This window comes from Actinacidiphila yanglinensis, from assembly GCF_900107965.1.
Taxonomy (GTDB): domain Bacteria; phylum Actinomycetota; class Actinomycetes; order Streptomycetales; family Streptomycetaceae; genus Actinacidiphila; species Actinacidiphila yanglinensis.
Genome location: NZ_FNVU01000001.1, coordinates 75,820 through 102,463, shown reverse-complemented (window position 1 = coordinate 102,463; position 26,644 = coordinate 75,820). Strand labels below are relative to the sequence as shown.

Annotated in this window: 22 protein-coding genes; 10 read left to right on the top strand and 12 right to left on the bottom strand. The window is 73.6% G+C overall.

Going from position 1 to position 26,644, the window contains the following annotated elements; all coding sequences use genetic code 11:
- Window positions 1-28 precede the first annotated feature (28 nt).
- Complete coding sequence (locus C4U44_RS00445; protein WP_103883532.1) at window positions 29-1,297, top strand: beta-ketoacyl-[acyl-carrier-protein] synthase family protein; 1,269 nt, start codon at window positions 29-31, stop codon at window positions 1,295-1,297.
- A gap of 179 nt (window positions 1,298-1,476) precedes the next feature.
- On the opposite strand, the gene C4U44_RS00440 is transcribed toward C4U44_RS00445, so the two are convergent.
- Together C4U44_RS00440 and C4U44_RS00435 are read right to left on the bottom strand one after the other, a co-directional pair.
- A complete protein-coding gene (locus C4U44_RS00440) occupies window positions 1,477-2,358 on the bottom strand; it encodes an NAD(P)-dependent oxidoreductase (RefSeq protein ID WP_103883531.1) in 882 nt (293 codons plus the stop codon).
- A 50-nt stretch (window positions 2,359-2,408) separates the two neighbouring features.
- A complete protein-coding gene (locus tag C4U44_RS00435) occupies window positions 2,409-2,903 on the bottom strand; it encodes a DUF3145 domain-containing protein (RefSeq protein WP_103883530.1) in 495 nt (164 codons plus the stop codon).
- 258 nt (window positions 2,904-3,161) lie between these two features.
- Between C4U44_RS00435 and C4U44_RS00430 the strand changes: the two genes are divergently transcribed.
- On the top strand, window positions 3,162-4,079 hold the full coding sequence (locus C4U44_RS00430) for an SGNH/GDSL hydrolase family protein (protein WP_103883529.1): 918 nt from the start codon (window positions 3,162-3,164) through the stop codon (window positions 4,077-4,079).
- A 50-nt stretch (window positions 4,080-4,129) separates the two neighbouring features.
- Here C4U44_RS00430 and C4U44_RS00425 read toward each other — a convergent pair whose 3' ends face one another.
- Together C4U44_RS00425 and C4U44_RS00420 are read right to left on the bottom strand one after the other, a co-directional pair.
- Window positions 4,130-6,622: a glycoside hydrolase family 3 protein gene (locus C4U44_RS00425; RefSeq protein WP_103883528.1), complete on the bottom strand. Its 2,493-nt coding sequence runs from the start codon at window positions 6,620-6,622 to the stop codon at window positions 4,130-4,132.
- A gap of 118 nt (window positions 6,623-6,740) precedes the next feature.
- A complete protein-coding gene (locus C4U44_RS00420; protein ID WP_103883527.1) occupies window positions 6,741-7,169 on the bottom strand; it encodes an organic hydroperoxide resistance protein in 429 nt (142 codons plus the stop codon).
- Between the two features lie 110 nt (window positions 7,170-7,279).
- Between C4U44_RS00420 and C4U44_RS00415 the strand changes: the two genes are divergently transcribed.
- Both C4U44_RS00415 and C4U44_RS41030 read left to right on the top strand, forming a co-directional pair.
- Window positions 7,280-7,699, top strand: coding sequence for a MarR family winged helix-turn-helix transcriptional regulator (locus tag C4U44_RS00415; RefSeq protein WP_103883526.1), 420 nt, complete (start codon window positions 7,280-7,282; stop codon window positions 7,697-7,699).
- A gap of 223 nt (window positions 7,700-7,922) precedes the next feature.
- Window positions 7,923-8,186, top strand: a complete 264-nt coding sequence (locus C4U44_RS41030; RefSeq protein ID WP_146088172.1) for a hypothetical protein — start codon at window positions 7,923-7,925, stop codon at window positions 8,184-8,186.
- A gap of 49 nt (window positions 8,187-8,235) precedes the next feature.
- Here the strand turns inward: C4U44_RS41030 and C4U44_RS00405 are convergent, their stop codons facing one another.
- Both C4U44_RS00405 and C4U44_RS00400 read right to left on the bottom strand, forming a co-directional pair.
- Complete coding sequence (locus tag C4U44_RS00405) at window positions 8,236-8,808, bottom strand: DUF1707 SHOCT-like domain-containing protein (RefSeq protein WP_103883524.1); 573 nt, start codon at window positions 8,806-8,808, stop codon at window positions 8,236-8,238.
- Between the two features lie 20 nt (window positions 8,809-8,828).
- A complete protein-coding gene (locus C4U44_RS00400; protein ID WP_103883523.1) occupies window positions 8,829-9,494 on the bottom strand; it encodes an SCO2400 family protein in 666 nt (221 codons plus the stop codon).
- Window positions 9,495-9,832: 338 nt separating this feature from the next.
- Here C4U44_RS00400 and efeU point away from each other — a divergent pair, with 338 nt between their 5' ends.
- From efeU to efeB, 3 genes are all read left to right on the top strand, one after another.
- Window positions 9,833-10,681 (top strand): iron uptake transporter permease EfeU, encoded by an 849-nt coding sequence (gene efeU / locus C4U44_RS00395; protein ID WP_103883522.1) that lies wholly within the window; start codon window positions 9,833-9,835, stop codon window positions 10,679-10,681.
- Window positions 10,682-10,823: 142 nt separating this feature from the next.
- Window positions 10,824-12,005 (top strand): iron uptake system protein EfeO, encoded by a 1,182-nt coding sequence (gene efeO / locus C4U44_RS00390; protein ID WP_200823094.1) that lies wholly within the window; start codon window positions 10,824-10,826, stop codon window positions 12,003-12,005.
- 3 nt (window positions 12,006-12,008) lie between these two features.
- On the top strand, window positions 12,009-13,334 hold the full coding sequence (efeB, locus tag C4U44_RS00385; protein ID WP_322973521.1) for an iron uptake transporter deferrochelatase/peroxidase subunit: 1,326 nt from the start codon (window positions 12,009-12,011) through the stop codon (window positions 13,332-13,334).
- Between the two features lie 29 nt (window positions 13,335-13,363).
- Here the strand turns inward: efeB and C4U44_RS00380 are convergent, their stop codons facing one another.
- Window positions 13,364-14,518, bottom strand: coding sequence for a helix-turn-helix domain-containing protein (locus C4U44_RS00380; RefSeq protein WP_103883521.1), 1,155 nt, complete (start codon window positions 14,516-14,518; stop codon window positions 13,364-13,366).
- A 346-nt stretch (window positions 14,519-14,864) separates the two neighbouring features.
- Here C4U44_RS00380 and C4U44_RS00375 point away from each other — a divergent pair, with 346 nt between their 5' ends.
- The 3 genes from C4U44_RS00375 (at window position 14,865) to C4U44_RS00365 (ending at window position 17,760) form a co-directional block, all read left to right on the top strand.
- Window positions 14,865-15,863, top strand: a complete 999-nt coding sequence (locus C4U44_RS00375; RefSeq protein ID WP_103883520.1) for an esterase/lipase family protein — start codon at window positions 14,865-14,867, stop codon at window positions 15,861-15,863.
- Between the two features lie 207 nt (window positions 15,864-16,070).
- Window positions 16,071-16,847 (top strand): SDR family NAD(P)-dependent oxidoreductase, encoded by a 777-nt coding sequence (locus tag C4U44_RS00370; protein ID WP_103883519.1) that lies wholly within the window; start codon window positions 16,071-16,073, stop codon window positions 16,845-16,847.
- A 76-nt stretch (window positions 16,848-16,923) separates the two neighbouring features.
- Complete coding sequence (locus C4U44_RS00365) at window positions 16,924-17,760, top strand: helix-turn-helix transcriptional regulator (RefSeq protein WP_103883518.1); 837 nt, start codon at window positions 16,924-16,926, stop codon at window positions 17,758-17,760.
- Between the two features lie 7 nt (window positions 17,761-17,767).
- Here the strand turns inward: C4U44_RS00365 and C4U44_RS00360 are convergent, their stop codons facing one another.
- The 5 genes from C4U44_RS00360 to C4U44_RS00340 form a co-directional block, all read right to left on the bottom strand.
- Window positions 17,768-19,036: an ABC transporter substrate-binding protein gene (locus tag C4U44_RS00360; protein ID WP_103883517.1), complete on the bottom strand. Its 1,269-nt coding sequence runs from the start codon at window positions 19,034-19,036 to the stop codon at window positions 17,768-17,770.
- Window positions 19,033-19,983 carry a hypothetical protein gene (locus C4U44_RS00355; protein WP_103883516.1) on the bottom strand — a complete coding sequence of 317 codons (951 nt, stop codon included), beginning with the start codon at window positions 19,981-19,983 and terminating at the stop codon, window positions 19,033-19,035. The genes C4U44_RS00360 and C4U44_RS00355 overlap by 4 nt, the downstream gene beginning before the upstream one ends.
- A complete protein-coding gene (locus tag C4U44_RS00350; RefSeq protein WP_235031705.1) occupies window positions 19,980-21,692 on the bottom strand; it encodes a VWA domain-containing protein in 1,713 nt (570 codons plus the stop codon). Before C4U44_RS00350 ends, C4U44_RS00355 begins: the two co-directional genes overlap by 4 nt.
- Before the next feature lie 85 nt (window positions 21,693-21,777).
- Window positions 21,778-24,444, bottom strand: coding sequence for a serine/threonine-protein kinase (locus C4U44_RS00345; protein ID WP_103883515.1), 2,667 nt, complete (start codon window positions 24,442-24,444; stop codon window positions 21,778-21,780).
- A complete protein-coding gene (locus tag C4U44_RS00340) occupies window positions 24,441-26,519 on the bottom strand; it encodes a serine protease (RefSeq protein WP_146088171.1) in 2,079 nt (692 codons plus the stop codon). The genes C4U44_RS00345 and C4U44_RS00340 overlap by 4 nt, the downstream gene beginning before the upstream one ends.
- Window positions 26,520-26,644: the final 125 nt, after the last annotated feature.

Here is a 26,644-nt window from a genome sequence, read left to right as displayed (position 1 = left end):
CCCTTCTAGACGTGGAGAGACAATTCCTGTGAGCCCGACCAATCACACCGTGGTCGTCACCGGTATCGGAGCAACCACACCGCTGGGTGGCGACAGCGCGTCGACCTGGGACGCGCTGCTGGCCGGCCGTTCCGGCGTCCGGACGCTTCCGCAGGAGTGGGCGGCCGAACTGCCGGTACGCATCGGCGCGACGATCGCCGTCGAGCCCGGTGAGGTCCTGCCCCGCCCGCTGGCCCGCAAGCTCGACCGCAGCGCGCAGTTCGCGCTGATCGCGGCGCGCGAGGCATGGGCGGACGCCGGGTTCACCGCGAAGGCCGGCGAGGACCCCGCGATCGACCCGGAGCGGCTGGGCACGGTGATCGCCTCCGGCATCGGCGGTGTCACCACGCTGCTCGACCAGTACGACGTCCTGAAGAACCAGGGCGTGCGCAAGGTGTCCCCGCACACCGTGCCGATGCTGATGCCCAACAGCCCCGCGGCGAACGTCGGCATCGACGTCAACGCCCGTGCGGGCGTGCACACCCCGGTCAGCGCCTGCGCCTCCGGCGCGGAGGCCATCGGCTACGCGATCGAGATGATCCGCACCGGCCGCGCCGACGTGGTCGTCGCCGGCGGCACCGAGGCGGCCATCCACCCGCTGCCCATCGTCGCCTTCGGCAACATGATGGCGATGTCCAAGAACAACGACGACCCCGAGGGCGCCTCCCGGCCGTACGACGCGGGCCGCAACGGCTTCGTGCTCGGCGAGGGCGCCGGTGTGGTGGTCCTGGAGTCCGCGGAGCACGCCGCCGCACGCGGTGCGCGGGCGTACTGCGAGGCGGTCGGCCAGGGCATCTCCTCCGACGCGCACCACATCACCCAGCCGGAGCCGTCCGGACGGGGGATCGCCTCGGCGCTCCAGCACCTGATGGAGAACACCGACATCAAGCCGGCCGAGATCGTGCACGTCAACGCGCACGCCACCTCCACCCCGGCGGGCGACATCACCGAACTCAAGGCGCTGCGCCAGGTGTTCGGGGACGACGTCAACCACATGGCGATCTCCGCGACCAAGTCGATGACGGGGCACCTGCTCGGCGGCGCCGGGGGGATCGAGACGGTGGCGACCGTGCTCGCCCTCCACAACCGGCTCGCGCCGCCCACGATCAACCTGGTGAACCCGGATCCGGAGATGGACGCGGATGTGGTGCGCGGGGAGGCCCGCGCGTTGCCTGCCGGCACCATCGCGGCGCTCAACGACTCGTTCGGGTTCGGCGGGCACAACGTGGTCCTCGCGCTGCGTACGCTCCCCGCGTAAAGCGGTCCGCCCGGGCTGCCCGGCCCCGTGGTTGCCGGACCTTGCGGTCCATGGGTGGCTTGTGGGGGTACCTCCCAGGCGAAGCTCTGGCGGAGCAGTTCCCCGCGCCCCTGTTCGTGCGGCTCCCTCCGTGAAAAGAGGGTCACCGCCACGGGGCGCGGGGAACTGCGCGGGCGGGCCTACTCCTCCGGGAAGCTCGCGAAGTACGTGGCCGCCATGTCGTCGCCCCCGTGGCCCTGCGCAGCAGCCCGCCGGAAGCGCTCCACCCCCGCCGACGCGATGTCGAGGCGGACGCCTCCCCCCTCTCCCGCGGCGACGATCAGCCGGAGATCCTTCATCGCGCCCTCCACCGTGAAGGACGGCGAGAAGTCGCCGGACCGGATCGCCGCGGACTTCATCCGCACGTAGGGCACGTCCATCGCGCCGCCGTCGATCGCAGCGAAGAACAGGTCGGGGTCGACGCCGAGGCCCCGCGCGAGGGCCAGCACCTCGGCCGTGGCGCCGGTGAGCGCCAGCACCCAGCTGTTGACCACGAGCTTGAGCGCGCTCGCCGCGCCCTGCGTCCCGTCGTCGCTCACCCAGACCACATTGCGCCCGATCGCCTCGAAGACCGGACCGGCCAGCGCCTTCGCGGAGCGGGGACCCGCGCCCAGCACGGTGAGTTGCCCGCTCTCGGCGGGCCCGCGGGTGCCCAGCACGGGCGCGTCGAGGAAGAGCAGGCCGTACGCGGCGGCGACGTCGGCCAGTTCGCGCTGCGCGTCCGGCCCGACCGTGCTGCTCTGCATCCACACCGCCCCCTGCTTCAGGGCGGATCCGGCGCTCTGCATCACGTCGCGGACCGCGGGGCCGTCCAGCAGCATGGTGAGCACCACGTCGGCGCCCCGCACGGCTTCGGCCGGATCGGCGGCGACCTGGATCCCCGCCTCGGCGAGCGGCCGGGCCCGGGCGATCGTACGGTTCCACGCGCGGACCTCGTGTCCGGCGGCGGCGAGGTTGCGGGCCATACCGGCGCCCATGATGCCGGTGCCCAGGACTGCGACGATGAGTTTCTGCGATGCCATGCCGGCAGGCTATTGCCCCGCGGCGCCGGCGGCATGGCGGCGTGCGGCGGTCAGACCACCTGGTGCAGCCAGCGGACGGGTGCGCCCTCGCCCGCGTAGCGGAACGGCTCCAACTCGTCGTCCCACGGCTTGCCGAGCAGCCGGGAGAGCTCGTCCTCCAGATCGGCCTCGCCCGTGCGGGCGCGCTGCATCGCGGCGCGCAGCCGGTCCTCGGGGATGAGGATGTCGCCGTGCATGCCGATGACGGCGTGGAAGATGCCGAGTTCGGGGGTCGCGCTGTAGCGCTCCCCCTCCGCGCTCGCGCACGGTTCGGCGGTCACCTCGAAGCGCAGCAACTGCCATCCGCGCAGCGCGGACGCCAGCTTCGAGGCGGTGCCGGGCTCCCCCTGCCAGGAGAACTCGGCACGCCAGGTCCCCGGGGCGGCGGGCTGCCGGACCCAGTCGAGATTCACACGCACGCCGAGGACGCCCGCGACGGCCCACTCCACATGTGGGCACAACGCGCGCGGTGCGGCGTGCACGTACAGAACACCACGTGTCGTCACCGGTACCTCCAGTGTGGGACGAGGTTCGCCTTCCCCAGCGGCCTCACCCTCGAACTGGTAGAACCCGGGGCAACGTGAGACATTCTGCACTATTGACCTGAATCAGGACAACTTTCGTCACCCTCGCCTGCCGGCCGCCGACCTCCCGTCAGTTCGCTTCGCCTGTCAGGGAAAAAGCTACCGTGCGGCGTCTTCCGGGGAGTGGCGTACCGTCGGGCCGGCGGCAGATGTCACCCACTCGTCGGAGGGGAGCACCGGATGCGGAAGCTGTCGCGACACGCACTCGCACTCGCTGTGACGGCCGTTCTGCTGGGCGGATGCTCGGCCGGTGGCGGCGCACCGGACGGCGGCCGGCGGACGCCCACCGCACACACATCGCAATCCGGTTCCGCCGCCCCCTCCCGAGGCACCCCGCGCAAGGCCGCGCCGGCCCGGCCGTGGAACGTCCACCCCGGCACGATCGCCGCGATCGGCGACTCCATCACCCGCGGCTTCGACGCCTGCCACCCGCTGTCGGACTGCCCGGACGTGTCGTGGGCGACCGGCGGGCGGCAGCGGGTCGACAGTCTCAGCGTCCGGCTGAGCGCGTCCGGCAGCTGGAACCTGGCCCAGTCCGGTGCCCACGTCGCCGACCTGCCCGCGCAGGCGCGCGCCGCGGCCGCGCACCACCCCTCGATGGTCACCGTGCTGATCGGGGCGAACGACGCGTGTGCCGCCGACACCGGCACGATGACGTCGGTGGCCCGGTTCCGCGCCTCCTTCGACAGCACGCTGTCCTACCTGCACCGCACGCTGCCCACCACCCAGGTACTGGTGGCGAGCATCCCCGACCTGCGCCGGCTGTGGTCGGTGGGGAGGACCAACCCGCTGGGCCGCCAGGTGTGGAAGCTCGGCCTGTGCCCGACCATGCTGGACGACCCGACGTCCGACAGCCCGGCCGCCACCCAGCGGCGCAGCGCGGTGCGCGCCCGCGTGCAGGCGTACAACACGGTGCTCGGCCAGGTCTGCGCGACCTACCAGCGCTGCCGGTACGACGACGGAGCGGTGTTCGCCTACCCCTTCGGCACCGGCGACCTCAGCGACTGGGACTGGTTCCACCCCAACGAGCAGGGGCAGTCCCAACTGGCGAGGATCATGGCGGCCGTGGCGACCCGGCCCGCCACGGCGACCGGGTAGCGGGTAGCGGGTAGGGGCAACGGGCGGGCAGGTCAGCCGGGTCAGCGGGGTCAGCGGGAGAAGGTCGCGGTCAGGAGGGGCGCGGCGGCGGAGCGGGCCGCGTCGAGGGTGAAGGGACCCGGCTCCGGGCGCCATCCGCCCGCTGCCTCGTCCCAGAACTCGACGGCCCGCGCGGGCAGGTCCAGCACGGCCTCGGCGCTCCCCCCGGCCTGGGCGACCACCGTCGCGAACCCGGCAAGCCGGCGATCGCCGCCGGGCGGGGTCAGATAGACCTGGACGACCTCGCGGCCGGCCCGGTCCCCGGTGTTGCGCACGGCGACCCGGACGCTCGCCGGCGACCCCGCCACGCGGGAGGGCAGCACCTCCAGCGCGGTGTACTCCCAGTCGGTGTAGCCCAGTCCGTGCCCGAAGGGGTAGGCCGGGGCGGGTCCGGTCCGGGCCGCCCAGGCCCGGTAGCCAACGGACAGGCCCTCGTCGTAGGGCAGTTCGCCGTCCTGCGGGGTGACCCGGGTGACGGGGGCGTCGGCCAGCCGGGCCGGCCAGGTGGTGGGCAGCCGGCCGCCCGGCTCCTGGGCGCCCAGCAGGACGTCGGCCAGCGCAGCCCCGGCCTCCTGTCCGGGGAACCACGCGAGCAGCACCGCGGCCACATCCTCGCGCCACGGCATCTCCACCGGGGCACCGGCGTTCACCACCACCACGGTGCGCGGGTTGACCGCGGCCACGCGGGCCACCAGTTCGTCCTGCCGACCCGGCAGCAGCAGGTCCGCTCGGTCGAACCCCTCGGACTCGACCCGCTCGGTCGTGCCGACCACCACCACCGCGCTCGTCGCCGCGGCGGCCGCCGCCACCGCCTCCGCCAGCAACTCCTCCGGGTCCCGCTCCGGTTCGCCGTGCAGCAGCGCGAACCCGACCGCCTGGATGGGGAGTTCGGCCAGCTCCGGCGGCAGCTCGTAGCGCAGGCACACCCCAACCGGTTGCTCCACGGCCAGTTCCACCACGCCGCGCTCCACCGGCTGCCCGAAGAACGCCTCGAACGGGTCCTCGTGCGCGTCGGCCTGGACCCCGTCGAACAGCACCCGCCCGTCGACCTCCAGCCGGAACCCGCCGGTGCCGCGCGTGCCGAACCGGTGCGCGCCCGCCACCGATGGCACGAACTCGCCCCGCACCTCGACCGCGCGCAGGTCGCCGTAGACCACGCCGTCGGGCAGGTCGCCCAGCCACTGCACCTGCCCGCTGGGCAACGGCTCGGCGCCCAACTCCCGGTCCTGCTCGCCCAGGGCCACCGCGTGCAGCGCGAACCCGCCCCCGGCGGCGCCCAGTTCCTCGCTGGGGTCGGCGCCCTGCGCGTACACCAGCGGTTCCTGCCGGGGCAGCGCGGCGCGCAACCCGTCCAGCGGCGAGACGACGTGGTCGGGGAAGACCTGCGCCGAACCGCCGCCGAGCACCCGGGCGTCGCGCGCCGCCGCACCGATCAGGGCGATCCCGCCGCCGCGCGGGTCGAGCGGCAGCACCGGGCGGCCGTCGCGCGGCTCGTTGCGCAGCAGCACGCAGCCGCGCACGGCGACCTCACGTGCCAGTGCCGCGCCGTCCGCGGCCGTGTCCGCCGCCGTGTCCGCCGCCGTCTCCTCGGTGGCGTCCGCCCGCGCCGCGGAACCGTCCGGCGCCGCAGCACCCGCCAGCACCCCGGCCCGGGCCGCCAGCCGCAGCACCCGCCGGGCCGCCTCGTCGACCAGTCCCTCGTCCACCTCGCCGGCCCGTACCGCCGCGACCAGGGCCTCGCCGTAGACCGTGCGCGGCCCCGGCATCGCGAGGTCCAGCCCACCGGTGATCGCGCCCACCGTGGAGCGCGCCGCGAGCCAGTCGGAGACCACCACCCCGTCGAAGCCCCACTCCTCCCGCAGCACGCCGCGCAGCAGCTCCCGGTGCTCGGTCATGGTCGCGCCGTTCACCGCGTTGTACGCCGCCATCACCCCCCACGGCCGCGCGTCGCGCACGATGGCCTCGAACGGCGCCAGGTACAGCTCGCGCAGGGCGCGCTGCCCGACCAGGTTGTCCACGGTGAACCGCTGGGTCTCCGCGTCGTTGGCCACGAAGTGCTTCACCGTGACCCCGACGCCGCCGTCCTGCACGCCCCGCACGTACGCCGTCCCGATCTCCGCGGTCAGGTACGGGTCCTCGCTGTACGCCTCGAAGTGCCGCCCGCCCAGCGGGCTCCGGTGCAGGTTCACGGTGGGGGCGAGCAGCACGTGCACGCCCTTGCGCCGGGCCTCCCGTGCCAGCAGCCGCCCCACCCGCCGGGCCAGCTCCGGGTCCCACGACGCCGCCAGCGCGGTCGGGCTCGGCAGGGCCACCGACGGGTCGACGGACGTCCAGCGCCGCCCGCGCACCCCGATCGGGCCGTCGGACATCACCAGTTCGCCCAGGCCGATCCCCGGCACCGCGGCCAGCGCCCACATGTCCGCGCCGGCCAGCAGCCCCGCCTTCCCCTCCAACCCGAGCTTCCCCAGCGCCTCCGCGACCGCCTGCTCGACCTGATCCGCCATCCCCGCGTCCCTCCGCCGGCTCCGCCGCAACCGGCCCAGTATCACCGTCCCGCCGCCGGGGAGACAGGAGGCGGACGGCAAGAGCGGGACGGCGGGCGGGCGGCGGACTGGCCCGCGGTCAGATCACGGTGAGGCGCACCTCGATGTTCCCGCGCGTCGCGTTGGAGTACGGGCACACCTGGTGGGCCTTCTCGACCAGCCCCCGCGCGGCGGCCTCGTCCACGCCCGGGATCGACACGGCCAGCTCGACAGTGAGGCCGAAGCCGCCCTCGCCGTTCCTGCCGATGCCCACCTTCGCGGTCACCCGCGACCCCGTGATGTCGACCTTCTCCCGGCGCGCCACCACACCGAGGGCGCTCTGGAAGCACGCGCTGAACCCGGCCGCGAACAGCTGCTCCGGGTTCGTCCCCGCACCGTTCCCACCCATCTCCTTGGGCGGGTTCACCACGACGTCGAGCTTGCCGTCGTCGCTGGCGACCCGGCCGTCGCGGCCGTTCTCCGCGGTGGCCGTGGCCGTGTACAGGACGTCTATCGGCTGGATGGGCATGAAGGGTTCCTCCTGCGGAACGTCGCACCTCTGCGGCCGGAATGTTTCCTTGCCTAATCAACCATGTGCTTGATGTTTCAGCTTGTCAAGGAAACCGGTAGCCTCGGCGCATGACCCGCCGCATGGACCCGCTGACCGCCGAGGTGGTCGACCTCTTCGGCACGGTCGTGGCGCGCTACCACCAGGAGTACGACGCCGCCGCGGCCGTGCACCACCTGACCGGCGCCCAGGCCCGGGTGCTCGCCCTGCTGGCGCCCGGCCCGCTGCCGATGCGCCGGATCGCCGAGCGGCTGAAGTGCGAGCCGTCCAACATCACCGGCATCGTGGACCGGCTGGAGGCCCAGGGCCTCGCCGAGCGCCGCACCGATCCGGCCGACCGCCGGGTCAAGCTCGCGGCGGCCACGGAGGAGGGCAGCGTCACGGCCGAACGGCTGCGGGACTCCCTGGAGTTCGCCCGCGAGCCGCTGGCGGCGCTGTCGGAGGAGGAGCGCGGCATGCTGAGGGACCTGCTCGCCCGCATGGTCCCGTAGCCGAGTCACAGGACGGCCCCGAGGCGCGGTGCCCTTCCGGCCGATCACGGACGGATGCGAGGATCTGCGGATGGTGCGCGTAGGCGAGTTCTTCCTTGCGAGCAACGATGCGTCCGCTCGGCGGGTGGGCCCCGGCAGGGATCACGACTTCCCGGCCGTGCCGTGCGACGACATCTACCCGGATGACGCGGTTCGGAGCTGGGAAGCTCGGCTGACGGGCGCCGTGAGCACACCCCGAGCCGTGGTGCCCATGGCCAACGACGGATTCACCGTGTTCGCCGTCCCGGAGCAACTGTGCACGGCTCTGGCCACTGCGGGAGAAGACCGGCTCCGAGCTGCGGCTCTCGCGTGGGCCGAGGCCGCCTCCGAACCGGACGACGAGATCCCACCGGACCACGCGGTGGACCTCGTCGAACGCGTGTCGGCCCTGGCCGGCAGTCGTGCGGAGAAGCACCTCGACCTGTACTGCTGGTACTTCGCACCCTGATCCCGCCGCAGCGGCCCGTCGCGACGGTGATCGCCGGACAGGACAGACGCTAGCCCGCCCGCCTCGTGGTCACCGCGCCCCACAGCGCGAGGCCCTCGACCCTGATCCGCGGCGCGCCCGGCACCCCCGGGCCGCTCGCCCTGCGCCCGAACAGGCCCAGCAGGCCCATCCCGTGGACATACACCTCGGCGTCCTGGGGGACCACGATCTTCGCGCGGCCCCACATCGCGAACACCCGGATCCGGGTCTCGGGCCCGGTGAACCGCGCCTCGCTGAGGTCGATCACCCCGCCGCCCCACAGGCACAGCGCCGTCATCGAACGCGGCACCGCCCAGGTTCCCCTGCGGGCGAAGCCGCCGAACACCGCGACCGCCAGCCGGGATCCCGGCCCCGCGCGCCCGGCGGGTGGCCGCGGGCCGCCGCCCGCGGGCAGGTCCCGGGTGAGGACGTCCAGTTGGCCGTAGCGCTTCGCGCCGTAGGCCGCGCTGATCCGCTCGTCGAGTTCCGCGAAGTCGATCCGCCCCTCGGCGGCGGCCTCGCGCAGCGCCTCCGCGACCTGTTCCCGGTCGCGGTCGGAGGGCCGCATCTCCTCCCGGCGGGCGCGCGCGGGAAGTTCCGTCATGCGTCCGATCGTCTCACGGACTACCCGCACCACCAGAGGACCTTCTGGCACGTCGCCGACGGCGACGGGCTGCCCGTCGGCGGCCGGCTGGTGCTCGGCGTGCTGGAGGGGGTGTGCGTCGGCGGCTTCGAGCTGGTGGTGTGGTGGACCGTGGGCGCCGAGGTGTGCGGGGAGCCCGACGTCGTCGGCGACGCGGAGTGCGACCCGCCGGGCGAGTCGGTCGACGAGGCGCTGGAGTGCCCGCCGTCGCCGGACGAGGGCTGCTCGGGGCCGGTCGCCTCGGGTGAGGTGTCGCCGGAGGTGGGCGCGGGCGGGTTGTGGTCGAGCGGGGTGGACGGGGAGCCGCCACCGGCGGAGCCGCCGGACAGCGCGGCGACGGAGAGCATCGCCGCGGCGCCGACCACCGCGATCGCGCCGATCCCGTAGACCGTGGCCCGGTGCCTGCCCTGCCGGGCCCGCCGGGTAGCCCGCCCGCGCTCCGCGAGCCGGCGCGCGGCCCGCCCGCCGCCGGCCGGCCCCTCGCCGTACGGCAGCTCGCCGCCGGCGTCGTCCGGGTGGTCGGTGACCGGCGGGAGTTGGCCGGTTTCGGACGCTGCGGGCAGCCCGAGCCGATCGGCCGGCGTGCCGCATCCGGGGCACGAGTAGGCGCCGTTGAGATGACGTCGACACGCGTAGCAGAAGTCCATGGCGGAAGGGACACTAGGGGACCGCTGTGTCGGGAGGGAACCCTCCCTCTCCGCTTGCCGTGGCTTTGCCCGGAAACTCCGCCGCGGCGTGGGGGCGCCGCGCCCTCGCGGAGCCGCGCCCGGGACAGGTCCGGGCGATCACGGACAACCGGCCCGCACCGGGTGACCCGCCCCACATCGGGCCCGGTTTGTTGGAGATTGCGGGTACACACGCCTTGACGGGTACCCGGCCGGGTCCGTAGTAATTAGGGTGACCTAAGCTAGGACAGCCTCTCCTTAACCTGTCCACAGCTTTCCACAGCTCCGCGCCACGCCCGCCGGCACCGACAAGGAACCTCATGCTCCCCACGTTCGTGATCGGACTCCGCGAAGGTCTCGAAGCGGCCCTCATCGTGGGCATCATCGCCTCCTTCCTCGGTCAGCAGGGCAGGCGCGACGCCCTGAAGAAGGTGTGGCTGGGCGTGGGCATCGCGGTGGCGATCTGCGTCGCGGTCGCCGTGGCCCTGCAGGTCTTCTCCAGCGACCTGCCGACCCGCCAGCAGGAGCAGTTGGAGACGGTGGTCGGCGTGATCGCCGTCGTGATGGTCAGCTACATGGTGCTGTGGATGCGCCGCCACTCCCGGGACCTGCGCAAGGACCTGGAGGGCGCGGCCGGTCGCGCGCTGTCCGAGGGCTCGGCGTCGGCGCTGGTGATGATGGCCTTCCTCGCGGTGCTGCGCGAGGGGTTCGAGACGTCGGTGTTCCTGCTCGCCACCTTCAACGAGAGCAACAACCCCTGGTACGGGGGCACCGGCGCCGTCCTGGGCGTCCTGGTCGCGGCCGTCGTCGGCTACGGCATCTATCGCGGCGGCGTGCGGATCAACCTCTCCCGCTTCTTCCGGATCACCGGCATCGTGCTGATCCTGGTCGCCGCCGGACTGGTCTCCACCGCGATCATGACCGCGTACGAAGGCGGCTGGATCGACCGGAACAACCAGGCGCTCGACCTGTCCTGGCTGGTCCACCCGGGCACCCCGACCTCCTCGGTGGTCACCGGCGTCCTCGGCATCCAGCCCTTCCCGAGCTGGGCGATGATCACCGGCTGGCTGGTCTACACGATCCCCATGCTCGCGGTCGTGCTGTGGCCGGCCCGCCGCAAGAACTCCCCCGCCAAGCAGCGCTCGGCCGAGCCCGTGAACGCCGGCTGACCCGCCGCACGCCGTACGGGCCCCCGCCGGCCCGTACCCGTGCACCCCGTACCACCGCGTGCGACCCGCCTCGCCGCGAAGAACACCGCGCCACCCTCCCGTCCTTCGCCGTGCCCCGCGCGGCATCCTCCAAGGAGCCCCCGTGAATCCCCGTGCCACCCACCGCCGTGTACTGGCCTGTGCCGCGACCGTGATCGCGGCGGGCCTGCTGCTCTCCGCCTGCGGCGGCGACAAGGGAGACAGCAGCGGTTCCGCCGGCGACAAGGCGAAGGCGGCGGGCGCCAAGACGTCGAAGGTCACGATCACCGTCACCGACAAGGGCTGCGCGCCCAGCCCCGCCAAGGCGCCGGCCGGCACGGTGAAGTTCACCGTCTCCAACAAGAACTCGGCCAAGGTCACCGAGGCCGAGCTGCAGGACAGCGGCAAGATGCTCGGCGAGAAGGAGAACCTGACCCCGGGCCTGTCCGGTGACTTCACCCTCAACCTGGACAAGGGCACGTACTCGGTCTACTGCCCGGGCGCGGACACCAACCGCTCCGCCTTCACCGTCACCGGCGCCACCAGGAAGACGTGGAAGGACGACCCGCAACTGGTCGCCGCCACCCAGCAGTACGGCACCTGGATCGACGGCGAGGTCAAGCAGCTCGTCACCACCACCGCCACCTTCACCGCCGCGGTCAAGGCCGGCAAGCTCGACGAGGCGAAGACCCTCTACGGCAAGGCCCGCGTGCACTACGAGCGGATCGAGCCGACCGCGGAGATCTGGGGCGACCTGGACGGCCGGATCGACGGGCGCGCCGACGACGCCGCCACCCCGGCGGACTTCACCGGCTTCCACCGCATCGAGCAGGCGATCTGGCAGCAGAAGTCGCTGGCCGGCATGAGCAAGCTCGCCGACCAGCTCAACGCGGACGTCAAGAGCCTCAACGACCAGGTGCCCACCGTCGAGTACCAGCCCGCGGTGATCGCCAACGGCGCCACCGACCTGGTCAACGAGATCCAGTCCTCGAAGATCACCGGCGAGGAGGAGCGGTACTCGCACATCGACCTGCTCGACTTCGACGGCAACCTGGCCGGAGCCAACGAGGCGGTCGACGTGCTGATGCCGACGCTGAAGCAGAAGGACCCGGCGCTGGCGGCCCAGCTCACCCAGCGCTACCAGGCCACCGCGGCGGCCCTGAAGAAGTACGCGGCCACGCCCGGCTACGAGGACAGCGGCTACGTGGACTACAGCAAGGTCACCGACGCCCAGCGGCGTACGCTGTCCCAGACCGTGGACGCCTACGCGGAGTCCGTCTCCCAGATCGCCGGAAAGATCTCCTGACCAGTGACTGACAACACCCCGGACGCACCGGACATCACGCCAGGACCCGAGGAGCGGCGGCCCGAGCAGGCCGCCGCCGTGAGCAGGCGACGGCTGCTGGGCGCGGTCGGTGCCGGCGCCGCGGTGGCCGGGGCCGCGGTCGGCGTGGGCGGCACCGTGCTGGCCCGCGGCGGCTCGTCCGACGCGGGCGGCAGCGGGTCCGGCGGCACCGCGAAGGCCCAGATCGTGGCCTTCCGCGACAGCCACCAGGCCGGTATCGCCACCCCGTCGCAGGACCGGCTGTGCTTCGCCACCTTCGACGTCACGCCGGGGACGACGAAGGACGACCTGGCGGAGCTGCTGAAGACGTGGACGGCCGCCGCCGAGGCCATGGCGCTCGGCAAGCAGGTTCCCGGGGACGCCGGCGACCTCAACACCCCGCCGGACGACACCGGCGAGGCGGTCGGCCTGGCGCCCGGCAATCTCACGATCACCATCGGGTACGGCCCGTCGCTCTTCGACGGCCGCTTCGGCCTGGCCGGGCGCCGTCCCTCCGCGCTCAAGGTGCTCCCGCACCTGCCGAAGGACAACCTGGACCCGGACAACTCCGGCGGCGACCTGTGCGTGCAGGCGTGCGCGGACGACCCGCAGGTGGCCTTCCACGCGGTACGCAACCTGCGCCGGCTCGCGTTCGGCACGCTGGTGCCGCGCTGGATGGAGCTCGGCTTCGGCCGCACCTCCTCCACCACGCCGCAACAGGCCACCCCGCGCAACCTGATGGGCTTCAAGGACGGCACCCGCAACATCGACGGGACCGACGCGGCCCTGATGGGGCAGCACGTCTGGATCGGCGAGGAGGAGCCGCAGCGCTGGGCGCGCGGCGGCTCGTACCTGGTCAGCCGGAAGATCCAGATGCGGCTCGAGCAGTGGGACCGGGACCGGCTGGGCGACCAGCAGGACGTGTTCGGCCGCTTCAAGTCCACCGGGGCGCCGCTGACCGGGAAGACCGAGTTCGATGCCCCCGACTTCCACGCCAAGAGCGGCGGGGAGTACGTCATCCCGACCGGCGCGCACATCCGGCTGGCCGCGCACGAGAACAACAACGGGCTGCGCATCCTGCGGCGCGGCTACTCCTACACCGACGGGATCGACCCGGAGACCGGGGACCTGCTGGGCGGGCTGTTCTTCATCGCGTTCATGAAGAGCCCGGACCAGTTCGTCACCCTCCAGCGCATCCTCGGCCGGCACGACCTGCTCAACGAGTACATCCAGCACATCGGCAGCGGCGTCTTCGTCACGCCGCCCGGCCTGGCCGCCGGCCAGGACTGGTCCGGCCAGCTGTTCGGCTGACCGCCTGAACGGGCCCGCACCGGGCCCGTTCAGCGGCCGGTCAGCGGCCGGAAGGCCAGCACCCGGCCGCGCAGGGCGACTTCGAGCTCGAAGCGGGCGTCGGGGTCCGCCAGGGCGGGACCGAAGAGGTGCTGGACCTGGTGCAGCCGGCGGCGGGCGGTCTGCGGGTGGATGCCCAGCCGCGCGGCCACATCGGGCGCGCTGCCGCGGTTGGTCTGGAGCCAGGCCAGCAGGGTCTCGGCGAGCCGCTCACCGCGTTTGGGGGTGAGCGCGGACAGCGGGCGCAGCCGCCGCTCGGCGATCAGCCGGACCAGCGCCGGGTCGCCGAGCAGCATCAGCTCCGGCAGGCAGCGGTCGCAGTCGACGGGGCCGCCGCGCTGCCCGTCCGGCAGGCACGCCAGGATCGCCCGGGCCCAACGCAGCGAGTCCGCGGACAGCCCGATCCCGACGGTCGGCCCGATCACCGCGGTCCGCTCGTGCAGCACCCGCTGCACCTGCCCGTCGCGCAGGTAGAGCGCGGGCTCGGGCACCAGCAGGTACGGTTCGGCGCCGTCGGCGTCGGCGAGCACCAGGTCGGGCAGCCGGGCCCGGCCCGGCGGCGCCCCGGCCAGGGGCGGCCCGAGCGCCACGCACGCCACCGCGGCCGGGATCGGCCAGTCCGCGGCGGCGGCCGCCTCGCGGACCGCGCCTGCCGGGGCACCGCCGGCCAGCAGGTCGAGCAGCCGGTGGCGGCGCCGGCCGAGGGTACCGGCCTCGTCGGCCCTCGCCTCGGCGTAGCCGCGCACGGCGGCGGACGCGAGTTCGTCGAGGTAGGCGAAGATCGCCTCGGCCAGGACGACCATCCGATCCGCCCCGAGTCCCGCGCGGCGCGCCACCCGGGCGTAACGGCGCCAGGCGACCCGGCCGCCGACCCGGTAGGCGGCCTGCAGCGCGTCGAGGCTGCGGCCCTCGGCCAACTCGCCGCGGCCCAGGGCGCGGTGCACCCGCAGCCGTTCCTCGCTGAAAGGGCCCTCGCCGGTGCCCGCCTCCAGCAGGTCGGCGAATTCCTCCAGGGCGCTCTCCACACCCTGCTGGATTCCGGCGCCGAAATTCCCGGCGAGCGGTCGGGCGAATTCCGGCACCTGCCGCCGTATCTCGCCGATGATCTCGGCGGCCAGCGAGGAACGCTCCTTTCCGACCTCCATGGCGAATCGCGGCGGAAAACGCGTCCACGGTCCGTCCACCGGTCACCTCCGTCGGGCCGGGGCGCAGTCCCGGCCGCGCCCGGGGCGGCCGATCCGGCCGACGCGGGTGGCCCACAGGGGAGTATGCGGCGATGTTACCGGTGAGTCAACAGGCGTGACACGGACGGCGGTTCCACTACCGCCGATGACCGTTCCGCATTGCCCGCGCACCGGTTCCTGGCATCTCCGCACGCGTTTTCCGCAGCGGCCCGGCGGGGTCATTGACCGGCACAACGACCCTTCCTAGCATCGCCGATCGCCGCACTCCCGGAATTCCCATTCCCCGAACAAGGGACGGTACCGCCCCATGAAACGCACCCTTCTGCGCGTCTGCGCGACGGCCGCCGCCGCGCTCGGCCTGACCCTGGCCGGCGCCCAGGGCTCCTTCGCCTCCCCCGCCGCCGCCCCCGGCGATTCCTCCGCCGCGACAACCGCCGCGTCACCCTCGCTCGCGCTGCCGGTGAACTACCACTTCAGCACCGGATTCGTGGCCGGCTTCCTGACCCCGAACAAGGCCCCCACCGGCGCGAACAACTGGTCCTGCCGGCCGAGCGCCGCGCACCCGTATCCCGTGGTGCTGGTGCACGGCACCTTCGAGAACATGAACGACAACTGGGGCGGCGCCTCCCCGCTGCTGGCGGACAACGGCTACTGCGTCTTCGCGTTCGACTACGGCGGCTCGTCGGCGTCCGCCGCGATCCAGGGCACCGGCCCGGCCGAGGACGGCGCCGCCCGGCTGAGCGCGTTCGTCGACCAGGTGCTGGCTGCGACGGGCGCGGGCAAGGTCGACCTGGTCGGGCACTCCCAGGGCGGCATGATGCCCCGGTACTACCTGAAGTACCTCGGCGGCGCCGCGAAGACCGACAAGCTGATCGCGCTGTCCCCCAGCAACAACGGCACCACGCTGGACGGCCTGACCTCGTTCGCCGACCAGCTCGGCCTGCTGGAGCCGGCCAACCAGTTCCTGGTCGGCCCGGCCTGCCCGGCCTGCGTCGAGCAGGAACTCGGCTCGGACTTCCTCGCCTCGCTGAACAGCGGCGGCGAGACCGTCCCCGGCGTGACCTACACCGTGATCACCACGACCGGCGACGAGGTGGTCACGCCGTACACCAATGCGCTGCTGCCCGCGGCGTCCAACGTCACGGACATCACCGTGCAGGACCAGTGCGGGCTCGACGCCAGTGACCACCTGGAGATCGCGTACGACCCGATCGCGCTGACGGACGTGCTCAACGCGCTCGACCCGGCGCACCCGCGGCCGGTGCCGTGCGAGGTGGTCCTCCCGGTGACGGGGCCGCTGCTGTAGGGCCAGGGATGCCGGGCGCCCGGCCCCGGGCCCGGCGCTCGCTCGGCGCCCGCACCGCGCCCGCCCGCTCAGCCAGGGATTCCGGATCCCTGGTTGAAGCGGGTCTTCATCCGGTCCGCGAAGGCGCGCAGTCTTGGTGGCGAAGGCGGAGACCACCGGCCGTACGCAGCGCACGGCCCACCGCCCACCCGCTCAGGAGGAGCCGTCATGACCCAGCCGACCGAGTCCCGCGACCGCATCGCCCTGGTCACCGGAGCCAACCGCGGACTGGGCCGCAGCAGCGTGCTGCGGCTCGCCGCGGAAGGCGTCGACGCGATCATCACCTACCGCTCGCACCCGGAGGAGGCCCAGGACGTCGTCGACGAGATCACCGCGCTCGGCCGCACCGCGCGCGCCCTTCAGCTCGACACGTCCCGGGTGGAGGACTTCCCCGGCTTCGTCGACGAGGTGCGGCGGGCGCTGAAGGAGGGCTGGGGGCGCGAGGACTTCGACTACCTCGTCAACAACGCCGGCCACGCCGCCGCGGCGTCCATCGCGCAGACCACCGTCGAGGACTTCGACGCGCTGTTCGCGGTGCACGTGCGCGGGGTGTACTTCCTCACCCAGGCGCTCGCGCCGCTGATCGCCGACGGCGGCCGGATCCTCAACACCTCCACCGGGCTGACCCGCTTCTCCCGCCCGGGAATGGCGGCGTACGCCTCGATGAAGGGCGCGGTCGAGGTCTTCACCCGCTACCTGGCGATGGAACTGGGCGAGCGCGGGATCACCGCGAACACCGTCGCCCCCGGGCCGATCGCCACCGACTTCGGCGGTGGCTACCTGCGCGACAACGAGGAGATGCGCGCCCGGCTCGGCGCGGACACCGCCCTGGGCCGGGTCGGCGAGCCGGACGACATCGGCGGCGTGGTCGCCTCGCTGCTGTCGGAGCACACCGGCTGGATCAACGGGCAGCGCGTCGAGGCGTCCGGCGGCACCCTGCTGTAGCGGCCGCACCGCCGGGAGGGCCGGGCGGCCGCTGCGCCGGAAGCGGCCGCCGGGCGCGGAGAGGGAGACTTGCACCATGGACCGAGAACAACTGGCGGACTTCCTGCGCACCAGGCGCGAGGCGCTGCAACCCGAGGACGTCGGGCTGTCGCGCGGGCAGCGGCGCAGGACCCGGGGTCTGCGCCGCGAGGAGGTCGCCGCGCTGAGCGGGATGTCCGCGGACTACTACGGCCGGATCGAGCAGGCCCGCGGCCCGCAGCCGTCGGAGCAGATGCTCGCCGCGATCGCCCGCGGCCTGCACCTGTCGCTCGACGAGCGCGACCACCTCTTCCGGATGGGCGGCCACGGCACCCCGCAGCGCGGCCTGCGCTCGGACCACGTCAGCCCGGGCATGATGCGGGTGGTGGACCGGCTCGCGGACACCCCGGCGCAGGTGATGTCGCTGCTCGGCGAGACCCTGCTGCAGACGGCTCCCTCGATGGCGCTGGTCGGCGACCAGACCCGGTTCACCGGCCATGCCCGCTCCATGGTGTACCGCTGGTTCACCGACCCGGCCGCCCGGCTGGTCTACCCGGAGCCGGACCACCCGCAGCACAGCCGCTTCTTCACCGCCGGCCTGCGCGAGGCGTACACGGAGCTGGGACCGGACTCGCCGGCCGGTGAGATCGTGGACGCGCTGGCGCCGCACCCGGAGTTCGCCGCGCTGTGGAGCGCCCACGAGGTGGGGGTGCGCCGGGTCGACGTCAAGCGCATGCTGCACCCCGAGGTGGGCCTGCTCGAACTGCACTGCCAGACCCTGCTCGACCCGGAGCAGGCCCAGACGCTGCTGGTGTACACCGCCACGCCGGGCTCGGAGTCGTACGACAAGCTCCAGTTGCTGTCGTCCCTCGGCACCCGGGCGGCCAACATCTGACGTCCGATCAGTTGCTGCCGCAGACCGAAGGGAGCCAGTGCAGCGTCTTCGCCTGCTTCGTGCGGACCCCGTCCAGCGTCGCCAACTGCTGGTTCAGCGTGGCGGGGTCGGCCAGGTAATTGGTGGCGGCCAGCTGGAAATCGTCCCGCATCACCGCGGGCATCGCGTCCGACGCGTCGTAGCAGCGTTCGACGCCGGACGCCCTCAGGGTGTCGGCGACGCTCTTGGTGACCGGATCCGTGACATAGACGGACGGCTCGACCTGGCGGTCCGCGGAGAAACCGGACTGCGCCAGGCCCCACTTCGCCTGAACGTCCTTCCGGGCCAGGTAGCGGAGGAACGCCCGTGCCTGGGAGGTGTCGTGGAGCATCGCGGCGAGGTCGGCGGAGACCTCCCACTCCTGCTGGTCGGTGCGCGCGCCGGGGATGAGGGTGCTGGAGGGGGTGAATGCGGACCCGGCGGTCTCGGACCACCTCTCGCCGGTACGTATGAAGGACGACTGGTGCTCCAGGGTGCATTTCGAGTTCTGGGACGCCTTCGCGTACGGCGTCGTCAGTGAGCGGCGCACGTACTGCTCCTGGCCCGCGCCGACCATCGCACCCCAGGTCTGCCAGGCCCGCTTGACCCGCTGGTCCGTCCAGCTGAGCTTGCCAGTGGCCCAATCCTGGTAGACCTTGTCACCCGACTGCTGGAGCAGGATGTCCTCGATCCAGTCGGTGCCCGGCCAGCCGGAGGTGGCACCCGAGACCATGCCCACGCACCAGGAAGCGGGATCCTTCGCCGCCGCGGTGCGTTGGGCGGCGGTCATGTCCTTCGGATACCACACCGAGCTCTTCAGGTCGGTCTTGATCGGCAGCCAGTAGTGGTGGGCGGTCTTGCCGTCGGGCCCGAGAGCCTCCTCCGCCCAGGGCTGGTAGAAATCCCCCGCCTCGAACAGTCCGTCCAGCGAGGTGAGTTGGTCTTGCGACGCGTACGTCGCGAGCTCGCCGGGGCCGGGCAGCACCGCGATGTCGGGCGCCGTGCCCGTCTCGACGTCGGCGGCGAGCACCTGGCTCTCGGCCGAACTGCCCTCGTAGAGCACGTGGATGTGCTCCTTGGCCTCGAAGGGCTTGATGACGTTCTCGCGGAACAGCGTCTCGTCGCCTCCGGTCCAGTTCGCCAGCAACGTCAGCGAGCCGTTCGAGCCGACCGCCCGCACCACCACCACGCCCGCCAAGGCCAGCACCGCCAGGCACACCCCGATGACGGCGTACGACCTGCCGCTTGGCCGCCTCATCGGGACGCCTTGAGGCGGTACTCGTTCATCCGCGGCACCAGGGCCCACACCGTCAACACCATCAGGATGACCCCTCCGGCCACTATCCAACCGGCCGCCGCGGCGCGGAAGCCGGTGTCCGCCATCCGCCGGGCGACCGTTGCCCCGGCGTGACTGATCGTGTGGCTCGACCCGTGCCGGCGATCCAGCGCCCTGCGCGCGTGGAAGAGGCCGGTGTGGGTCTGCCAGGTGAAGACGCCCAGGACCGCCGACCCGCCCAGCAACAGGACTCCGGACGCGAGGAGTTGGCGGTTCCATCGGCTGCCGAACCGGTCCCGGAGGTACCAGTGCGTCTCGGCCAGCGCGGCGAGGAGCAGGACGACCAGCAGCACGGTCAGGCTCCAGGCCACGCGCAGCAGCCACCCGAAGGTCTCCTGGCGGCGCACCACCTTCAGCTGCTCCTGCTGGAGCGCCTTCAGCCGTCCCATCACCGTCGAATCGGACGCCTCGGCCTTCTTGGCGTCCGTCGTGCCCAAGATACTGTCCGCGGCAGCCATGTGAAAGGCGTGCTCGAGGGAACCCTCGGGGACCTGCCCGGCGTAGTTGACGGAGTCGGTGTACGACGTGATCAGACCCTGCAGCGTGTGGATGTGCTGCTGGCCGGTCAGCCCGGTGACGTTCTCGGACGCGGCCCGGGTGAGACTCAGGGTGGCGACGGCGATCTTGGTGGAGAAACCGCTGGTGCCAGCCCGGTCCGACGCGGCGTCCGTCACGGCGTTCTGCTGGGCACTCACCAGTGCCTCCCGTGCGGTGTCCACATCGCGCACGCCGGCCGCGGAGGAGGACCCGAGCGACACCGCGCCCTTGTGCACCCCCTCGTAGGAGACCAGCAGTGCCACGGTGGCGGCCAGGACGAGGGCGACCAGCAGCCACAACCGGTTCCGCAGCTCGCGCGAGGTGCTGCTCATGGCGCCTCGACTCTGGGCGCGAGGAGGTGCCGGCAGTTGGGGCAGAACTTGGCGGTCGAGGGGACCCGGACGTGGCAGTTCGGGCAGTCGGTCAGCCCTGCCACCGGCTGCACCGTCACCCCTCCGGCAGGCCGGCCGTCCGCCGTGGGGCCCTGCGTGGTGTGCGTGGACATGGTGATCAGGTACTCGAAGTCGATCTGCTGCACGCCGTCGCGCAGCACCACGTGCCCGGCGGCCGGGTCCCGGATCTCCACGATCCTCTGGAGTTCCGCCAGTTGGGTCTGCGCGCCCAGCTCGTGGGCGAGCGAGACCGCGACGCCGAGCAAGGTGACCGCCTCGTTGCGCCGCCCCAGGCGGAAGGCGTCCGCGGCCAGCGCCACGGTGTCGCCGAGCTGCCTGTGCTTCGCGAAGTGGTCGACCTCCTCGTTGGCGGTACGCGCCAGCACCGGGTCGTCGGTCCACTGCACCACGCACGGCTGGGCCGGGGGCAGCCGCACCGAGAGGGAGCCGGGGGAAACCGAACCGGCGGGGGAGCCGGGGGGAGCGCCGGGCACCGCCACCTCGACGAGCGCCGCCTGGAGGTCCTCGCCCAGCTCGCGTCCGGCCGGATCCACGGTCAGGCAGAGCTGGTACCTGCGCACCTCGTTGCCCCAGGCCCGGGTGGTGAAGGCGATCGCCCGGCCGTCCTCGGTCTGCGGCGGGTTCCCCTCGGTGGGGAACATCTGGCGCAGGTAGCGCAGCCGGGTGCCGGGGGAGATCAGCACCCTGATCTCCAGCTCGGGCAGCGACTTGGCAAGCAGCCCGGTGATCAAGTCGTCGTATGCCGAGGGTAGTTCGGACTCCTCGCGGACCGCGTAGGCGCTCCCGTGCAGGCGGCTGGTGACCCTCACCAGCAGCCGCGCGTCCCACTCCCGGCCGATGCCCCAGGCGTCGCACACGAAGCGGCCCTGCCAGGTGTCGAGCACGCCGGCCAGCGGATTGCGGTCGTCATGCTCGTTCCTGCCGTCGGTGAGCATCAGGACGTGCGGGATGGGCGCGCCCTGCTCGGCGAGCAACTCCCCCGCCAGGCTGAGCCAGTTGCCGACACAGGTGCCGCCCCCGGCCATCATGGCGTACACCGCCCGCTCGGCCTCGGCCCGGGTCTGCGCGGAGGCCGGGCGCATCGGTCCGGACGGCGGGTAGACGGTCTCGGCCCGGTGGGTGCCCTTGACCACCGCGAACGGGGTGCCGTCGGGCAGTGCCTTCAGCGCGGTCACGGCGGCCTGCCGGGCGGCACGAATCTTCTTCTCGGGTGCCTTCATGGAGGCGGAGCAGTCCACGACCAGCACTTCGGCGAGCGACGGTGCCGGTGCGGCCCCGCCGGGGTCGGCGCCCTCGATCCCGGAAACGCCTTCCACCCGTACGGTCAGGATGGCGTGCAGGTCCTGCGCCCCGCCCCCGGCCGGCAGGTACATCCGCTGGCTGACCGCGAGCCCGACGACGGGCGGGTGCGCGGCGACAGGGGCGGCGGAGGAACCCGCGGACGGGGCCGACCCGGCGGAAGCGGTCGGCGCGGGCGCACCCGTACCGTCGCCCGGGCCGGACCCCGCTGCCCGGCCGGGAACCGAACTCCCGCCTCCGGGCACACCGTTGCGCGGGTTCGGCAGCCCGTTCCCGAACCCGGGGGCGCCCCCGCCGCCGTCTGCGTTCCTGTTCCCGTGGGTCTCCACTGCTTCCTGCCGCTCCTCACCGTTCGCTCGCCGGTTCGCTCCCCCGCTTCACCGCTCCGCCGGTACCCGCCTCGGCGCGCCGCCCTCAGAAACTGCTCTCCGGCCGGATCGCGTAGGCCCGGTCCAGCAGGTCGCCGCGCTCCACCGTGTCCTGGCCCTGGTCGGCCAGGTCGTGCAGCGACTCGTGCAGCAGCGCCGCCAGCCGGCCCCCGGTCGAGGCACCGTCGAAGAGTTCGCCGGGCGGCAGCGGCGGGAACGGCCGTTCCAGCCAGGCCCGGTGCGGCCGGGGTACCGGCCGGCGCGCGCCGAGACGCAGCAGCTCGACGAGCCGGTTCCGCAGCCTCGTCACGGGGCCGCGGGCACGGCCGGGCGCTCTCGCCGCCCCGGACGGCGGTGCGGCCGCACGGCGGCGGGAGTACTCGTGCTCCCGTATCTCCGCGACCAGACGGTCCCTGGCGCCTCCGGGAGGGCGGTCGGCCACGCGCACGGTGGCGTCGCGCAGATCGGCCGCGGCGGGGTCGGCACCCGGCAGCCGCCCGGCGAGCACGCGTATCGCCGCCGTCCGCGCCGTGTCGTAGTGCCGCGAGGTGGAGGGGACCTGGTCCAGGACCCGGACGGCCTCCGTGCGGTGGCCGTCCCGCAGCAGGCCGCGGACCAGGCCGAAGGCGGCGCTGCCCTGGGCGCGGTCCCGCTCCCAGACCGCTTGGTAGTAGTCGCGGACGTCCTTCTCCGGGTCGTGCAGCCACTCGGCGCAGTAGCCGAGCGCGAGCTTGGGCGCCCACTCCCCGGGGACGATGTCGTAGACCGCTTCGAAGTACCCCTGGGCGGAGCGCACATCGCCGGCCATCAGCTTCAACAGGCCGCGGTGCCATGCCAGTCGCCAGTCGTAGTCGGCGACGTCCCGCCCCATCAGCTGCTCCGCCTCGGCCAGCCACACCGCGGCCTGGGTGGCCGCCGACTCGTCGCCGCGCCGCAGGAATCCCCGGCACAGCCACAGCGCGACCTCGACGGTCCGCAGCGGCGGATCGGTGCGTACCCGGTCCGCCACCCGCTCGGGCACCGCCGCGCCCAGCCGGCCCAGGAAGACCACGGCCCGGTCCTCCGGGTCGGGGATCGGCACCGGCAGCGCGCGGGCCACCTCCTGCGGGCCGGGCGCCTCGAACCCCAACTGCGGCGCGTCCCCGATGGTGTGCTCGGGCCGCCCGGTCCAGTACCCGGTGTCCGGGGGCTCGCCGAGGACCGCGCCGAAGAGCACCGCGGTCGGCTCGAACCGGGTGGAGCGCTCCGGGTGCCGCTGCTGCCGGCTCAGCGCGCGATGCTCGCGCAGCACCTCCCACAGCTGCCGGGACATCTGCGCCGCCGAGGTGAAGCGGGCGGCCGGATCGGCGTGCGTGGCACGGGCGATCAGCCGCTCGAAGGAGCGCTTGGCGAGCCCGGCGGCCGGCACCGCCTTCCCGTACAGCTCGCTCAGGGTGCGGCCGACCGTGAACAGGTCGCTGTCGACGTGGAACCCGCGCCTGCTCAACTCGGAGGCCGGTGGGGCGAATCCGCGGGTGTACGACAGCCGGGTGGTGCGGTCGTCCATGCGGCGGACCGCACCGAGGTCGATCAGCTTGATCTGCCGGCCGTAGTGGATGACGTTCGCGGGCTTCATGTCGCAGTAGAGCAGCCCCTGGTCGTGGAGGTACTCCAGGGCGCCGAGGATCTTGCAGCCGTACGTCACCACGTGGTCGAGCGCGAACGGCTCGCCGAACAGCTCCTCCAGCTCCTCGGCGCCCTCCCGCATCAGCAGGTTCAGCGGGCGGCCGGCGATGTACTCCATCACGATGTAGTCGGTCGACTCGTCCTCACCCGGGGCGAGGTGTTTGCGGGAGGAGATGACGCTCACCACGTCGCGGTGGTGCAGCGAGGCGAGCGACCGCATCTCCTCGACGGCGCGCAGCCGGGCGATCGCGTCACGGTTGTTGATCTGGGCCTTGAGCACCACCCGCTGGTCCCGCAACTCGGTGTCCTCGGCGAGGTACACCCAGCTGGTGCCGCCCGGCGAGAGGTAGCCGAGCACGCGGTAGGTCTGCGTGCTGGCCTCGCCGATCTCGTCCCCGACGCGCAGTTGGGGACGGAAGGAGAACGGCGTGCCGCATTCCGGGCAGAAGCCGTGGTCGGGCGGCGGGCCGCCGCCGTAGGACAGGCCGATGGTGCCGGGGCACTGCGGAACGCCGCAGGGCCGGCCGCCGGCGGGTGGCGGGGCGGGGACCCGGGCGATGCTGGAGAGCGGGGGCGCGGGGACGTCGGGGAGCGGGACCAGGCCGTCGCTGTCGAGCGTGCCGAGGTTCGGGGCCGCGGGGTCCGGGGCGAGGTCCGGGAGCTGCATGTCCTGCGTCGAGTGGGGGGTGCCGGGCTCGGCCGGGCGGGGGACGGTGCGCTGGTCGCGACCGCGGGCGCGGGAGCGGGTTCCGTCGCGGCGGCTGCGGCTCGGGCGGCTGTCGCCGTCGGGGTCAGGGGAGTTGGCGGAGTCTCCGGCGTTGCCGGGGGCGCTGGAACCGCCGGGGCCGTCTTCGGCCCGGTCCGTGCCGGGGCGCTGACCGGGGATGCCGGCCCCGGGGGCGGTGGGCGGGGCGGGGGCGGGCACCGGCGGGGGCGCGGTCGCGGCCGCCCCGGAGCCCTCGGGCGGTCTGCGCAGGCAGGTGTCGCAGAAGCCGGTGGAGGTGAGGGTGCCCTGGCAGCCGGGGCGCGGGCAGCGGACGGGTGTCATGGCTGGATCGCGTCTCCCTCCTGGTCCGGACCGGACGCGTGGTCAGGGTCGGATGCGTGGTCAGGGCTGGCCCCGGACACGTGGTTCGGGTCCGGACCGGACGCGCGGTCCGGGTCGGGACTGGCCGCGTGGTCCCACTTCGGGCCGGCCGCGTGGTCCGGCTCCGGCTCCTTGCCGGACTCCGTCTCCTCGTCCGGGTGTCGGGCGGAAGCCGGGTCCTGGTCCTGCCGCTGGGCCGGGACCTCACCCGGATCCGTGGAGGGCCTCGGGGTCCCGTCCTTGCTTTCGTCCCCCGGCGGATGCCGGCTGCTCCAGCGTTCGATGAAGTCGGCGTAGGCGCGCATCGCGATCTCCGCGGCCTCCAGGTCGCACGGCCGCGCGTGCAGCAGGTCGTACGCGGCCAGGTAGAGGTCCTCCGCGGCCAGGTCCTCGCTGTCCAGGGCCTCCTGGTGGAGCACCTGGTAGGAGTCGAGCCGGCCGATCAGCTCGTCCCGCCGCTCGATCAACGGGCCCAGCCGGTCGACCGCCTCCTTGATCCGCCGCTCCGCCCGGTCGGCCACCCGCTCGAACCGGCCCAGGTCGGGGTCCTGGCCGAGCCCGGCGACCACACCCGCCGTACCCGCCACGGTGGTGCGTACCGCGTGCGCCTTGACCAGCGCCTCCAGCGCCCGGTCGCAGTCCGCGGCCACCTCGGCCATCGCCTCGTGCAGGGCCGTGGCGAGCGCACCGGTGACGGCGTTCAGCCTGCCCACCAGCAGCGCCTGCCGCTGCTGGCTCGGCTCGATCACCAACTGGCTCTGCGCGCGGGCGTAGTGGGCCCCGTCGTGGCGGAAGACCAGCAGCATGCGGTCGCCCCGGGTGCGCAGCAGCGCGAGCAGGTCCAGGAGGCTGTCGGGGTCCGCGGCCTGGTCGACCCCCACCACGACGAGGGTGAGCGTCGCGGGGGCCGCGAGGATGCGCCGCACCGGCAGGTCGGGGCCGCCGCCGTCGATGGCCTCGGGTCCCTCGGGGAGCACGCCCAGCCGGTCGGCGACCCGGTCGGCGATCCACAGGGTGTGGCGGCCGGTGGCGTCCACGGCGAGGTCCAGCCCGCCGGGCGGCGGGTCGGTCTGCGGGCTGACGCGGACCGGCCCGCGCAGTTCGCGGTCGGCGAGGAGGAGGGCGCGGCGCAGGGTGGCCGCCCGCACGGAGTCGTCGTCGCGGACCTGGCTGATCTTGACCTGGCGGCCGTCGCGGCCGGGGCGTGGGGACCGTACCGGACCGGCCGGGGACGGAGGAGCCGCCGGGACGGCCGGACCGCCGGCGGGGGCCGAGGGCGCCGCGGGACGCGGCGGGGGGACGGCGCTGCGGGGGCGGTCGCCGCGGAGCCAGTCCGCCAGGCGGCGCGCGAAGTCCGGGTGGAAGACGGCCGGTTCGCCCTCGCGGGCCACCCGCAGCCGCTCGTCGACGGCCGCCCAGCCGCGGGTCCAGCCGGCGGCTCGCGACAGGTGGTGCGCGACGGTCTCGGCGGGGCTCATGTACGGGCCGGCGTGGTCGCCGTCCCTGTCGGGGTTCGTGCCCGGGTCCGCGGGCAGCGCCACTCCGACCAGTTCGCCGGTGGTCGCGTCGGTCACCCCCGCGCCGTGGAACCCCGCGGAGGCCGGTTCGGCCACGGCGAGCCGGACCCGCCCGTCCGGGCTGCCCGCCACCCGTTCGGTGCCCGCGGCCAGCCAGTCGCCGGGTCCGTCCACGGCCGGGAAGCCGTACATCCGCACGCTACGGTGCGGGACCGACAGCCGGCGCAGCGTGCTCGCGGCGCCCGCGGGCCCGGACCTGTCCAGCCGTAACAGCGCCACGCCGCCCGCGTCGGGCGCGCAGACCTGGTCGGCGACCGCGCGCTGCGACGCGCAACCGGTCCCGACGAACTCCGCCGTGACGTACTCCCCTTCGACGACGGCACCCGCGTGCGTCAGCACCCACTCCGGGTCGACCAGCACCCCGGCTCCCGCGATCGTCCCGTCGCCCCGCCGGATACGCACCGCCCATGTGGGCGCCGCCAAGGAGTTCCCGCCGCCGACTCCCCCTTCGGCCTCCATACCCGGCATTCTACGCCTGACGACCCATCATGTCCGCCCGGTCGCCGAACGAGCGCTCCCCACGGCACGGCCGCCCCCCCTCACCGGCGGCTCCTTCCCGCCCCAACAGCCCCTTCTCTCAGGGG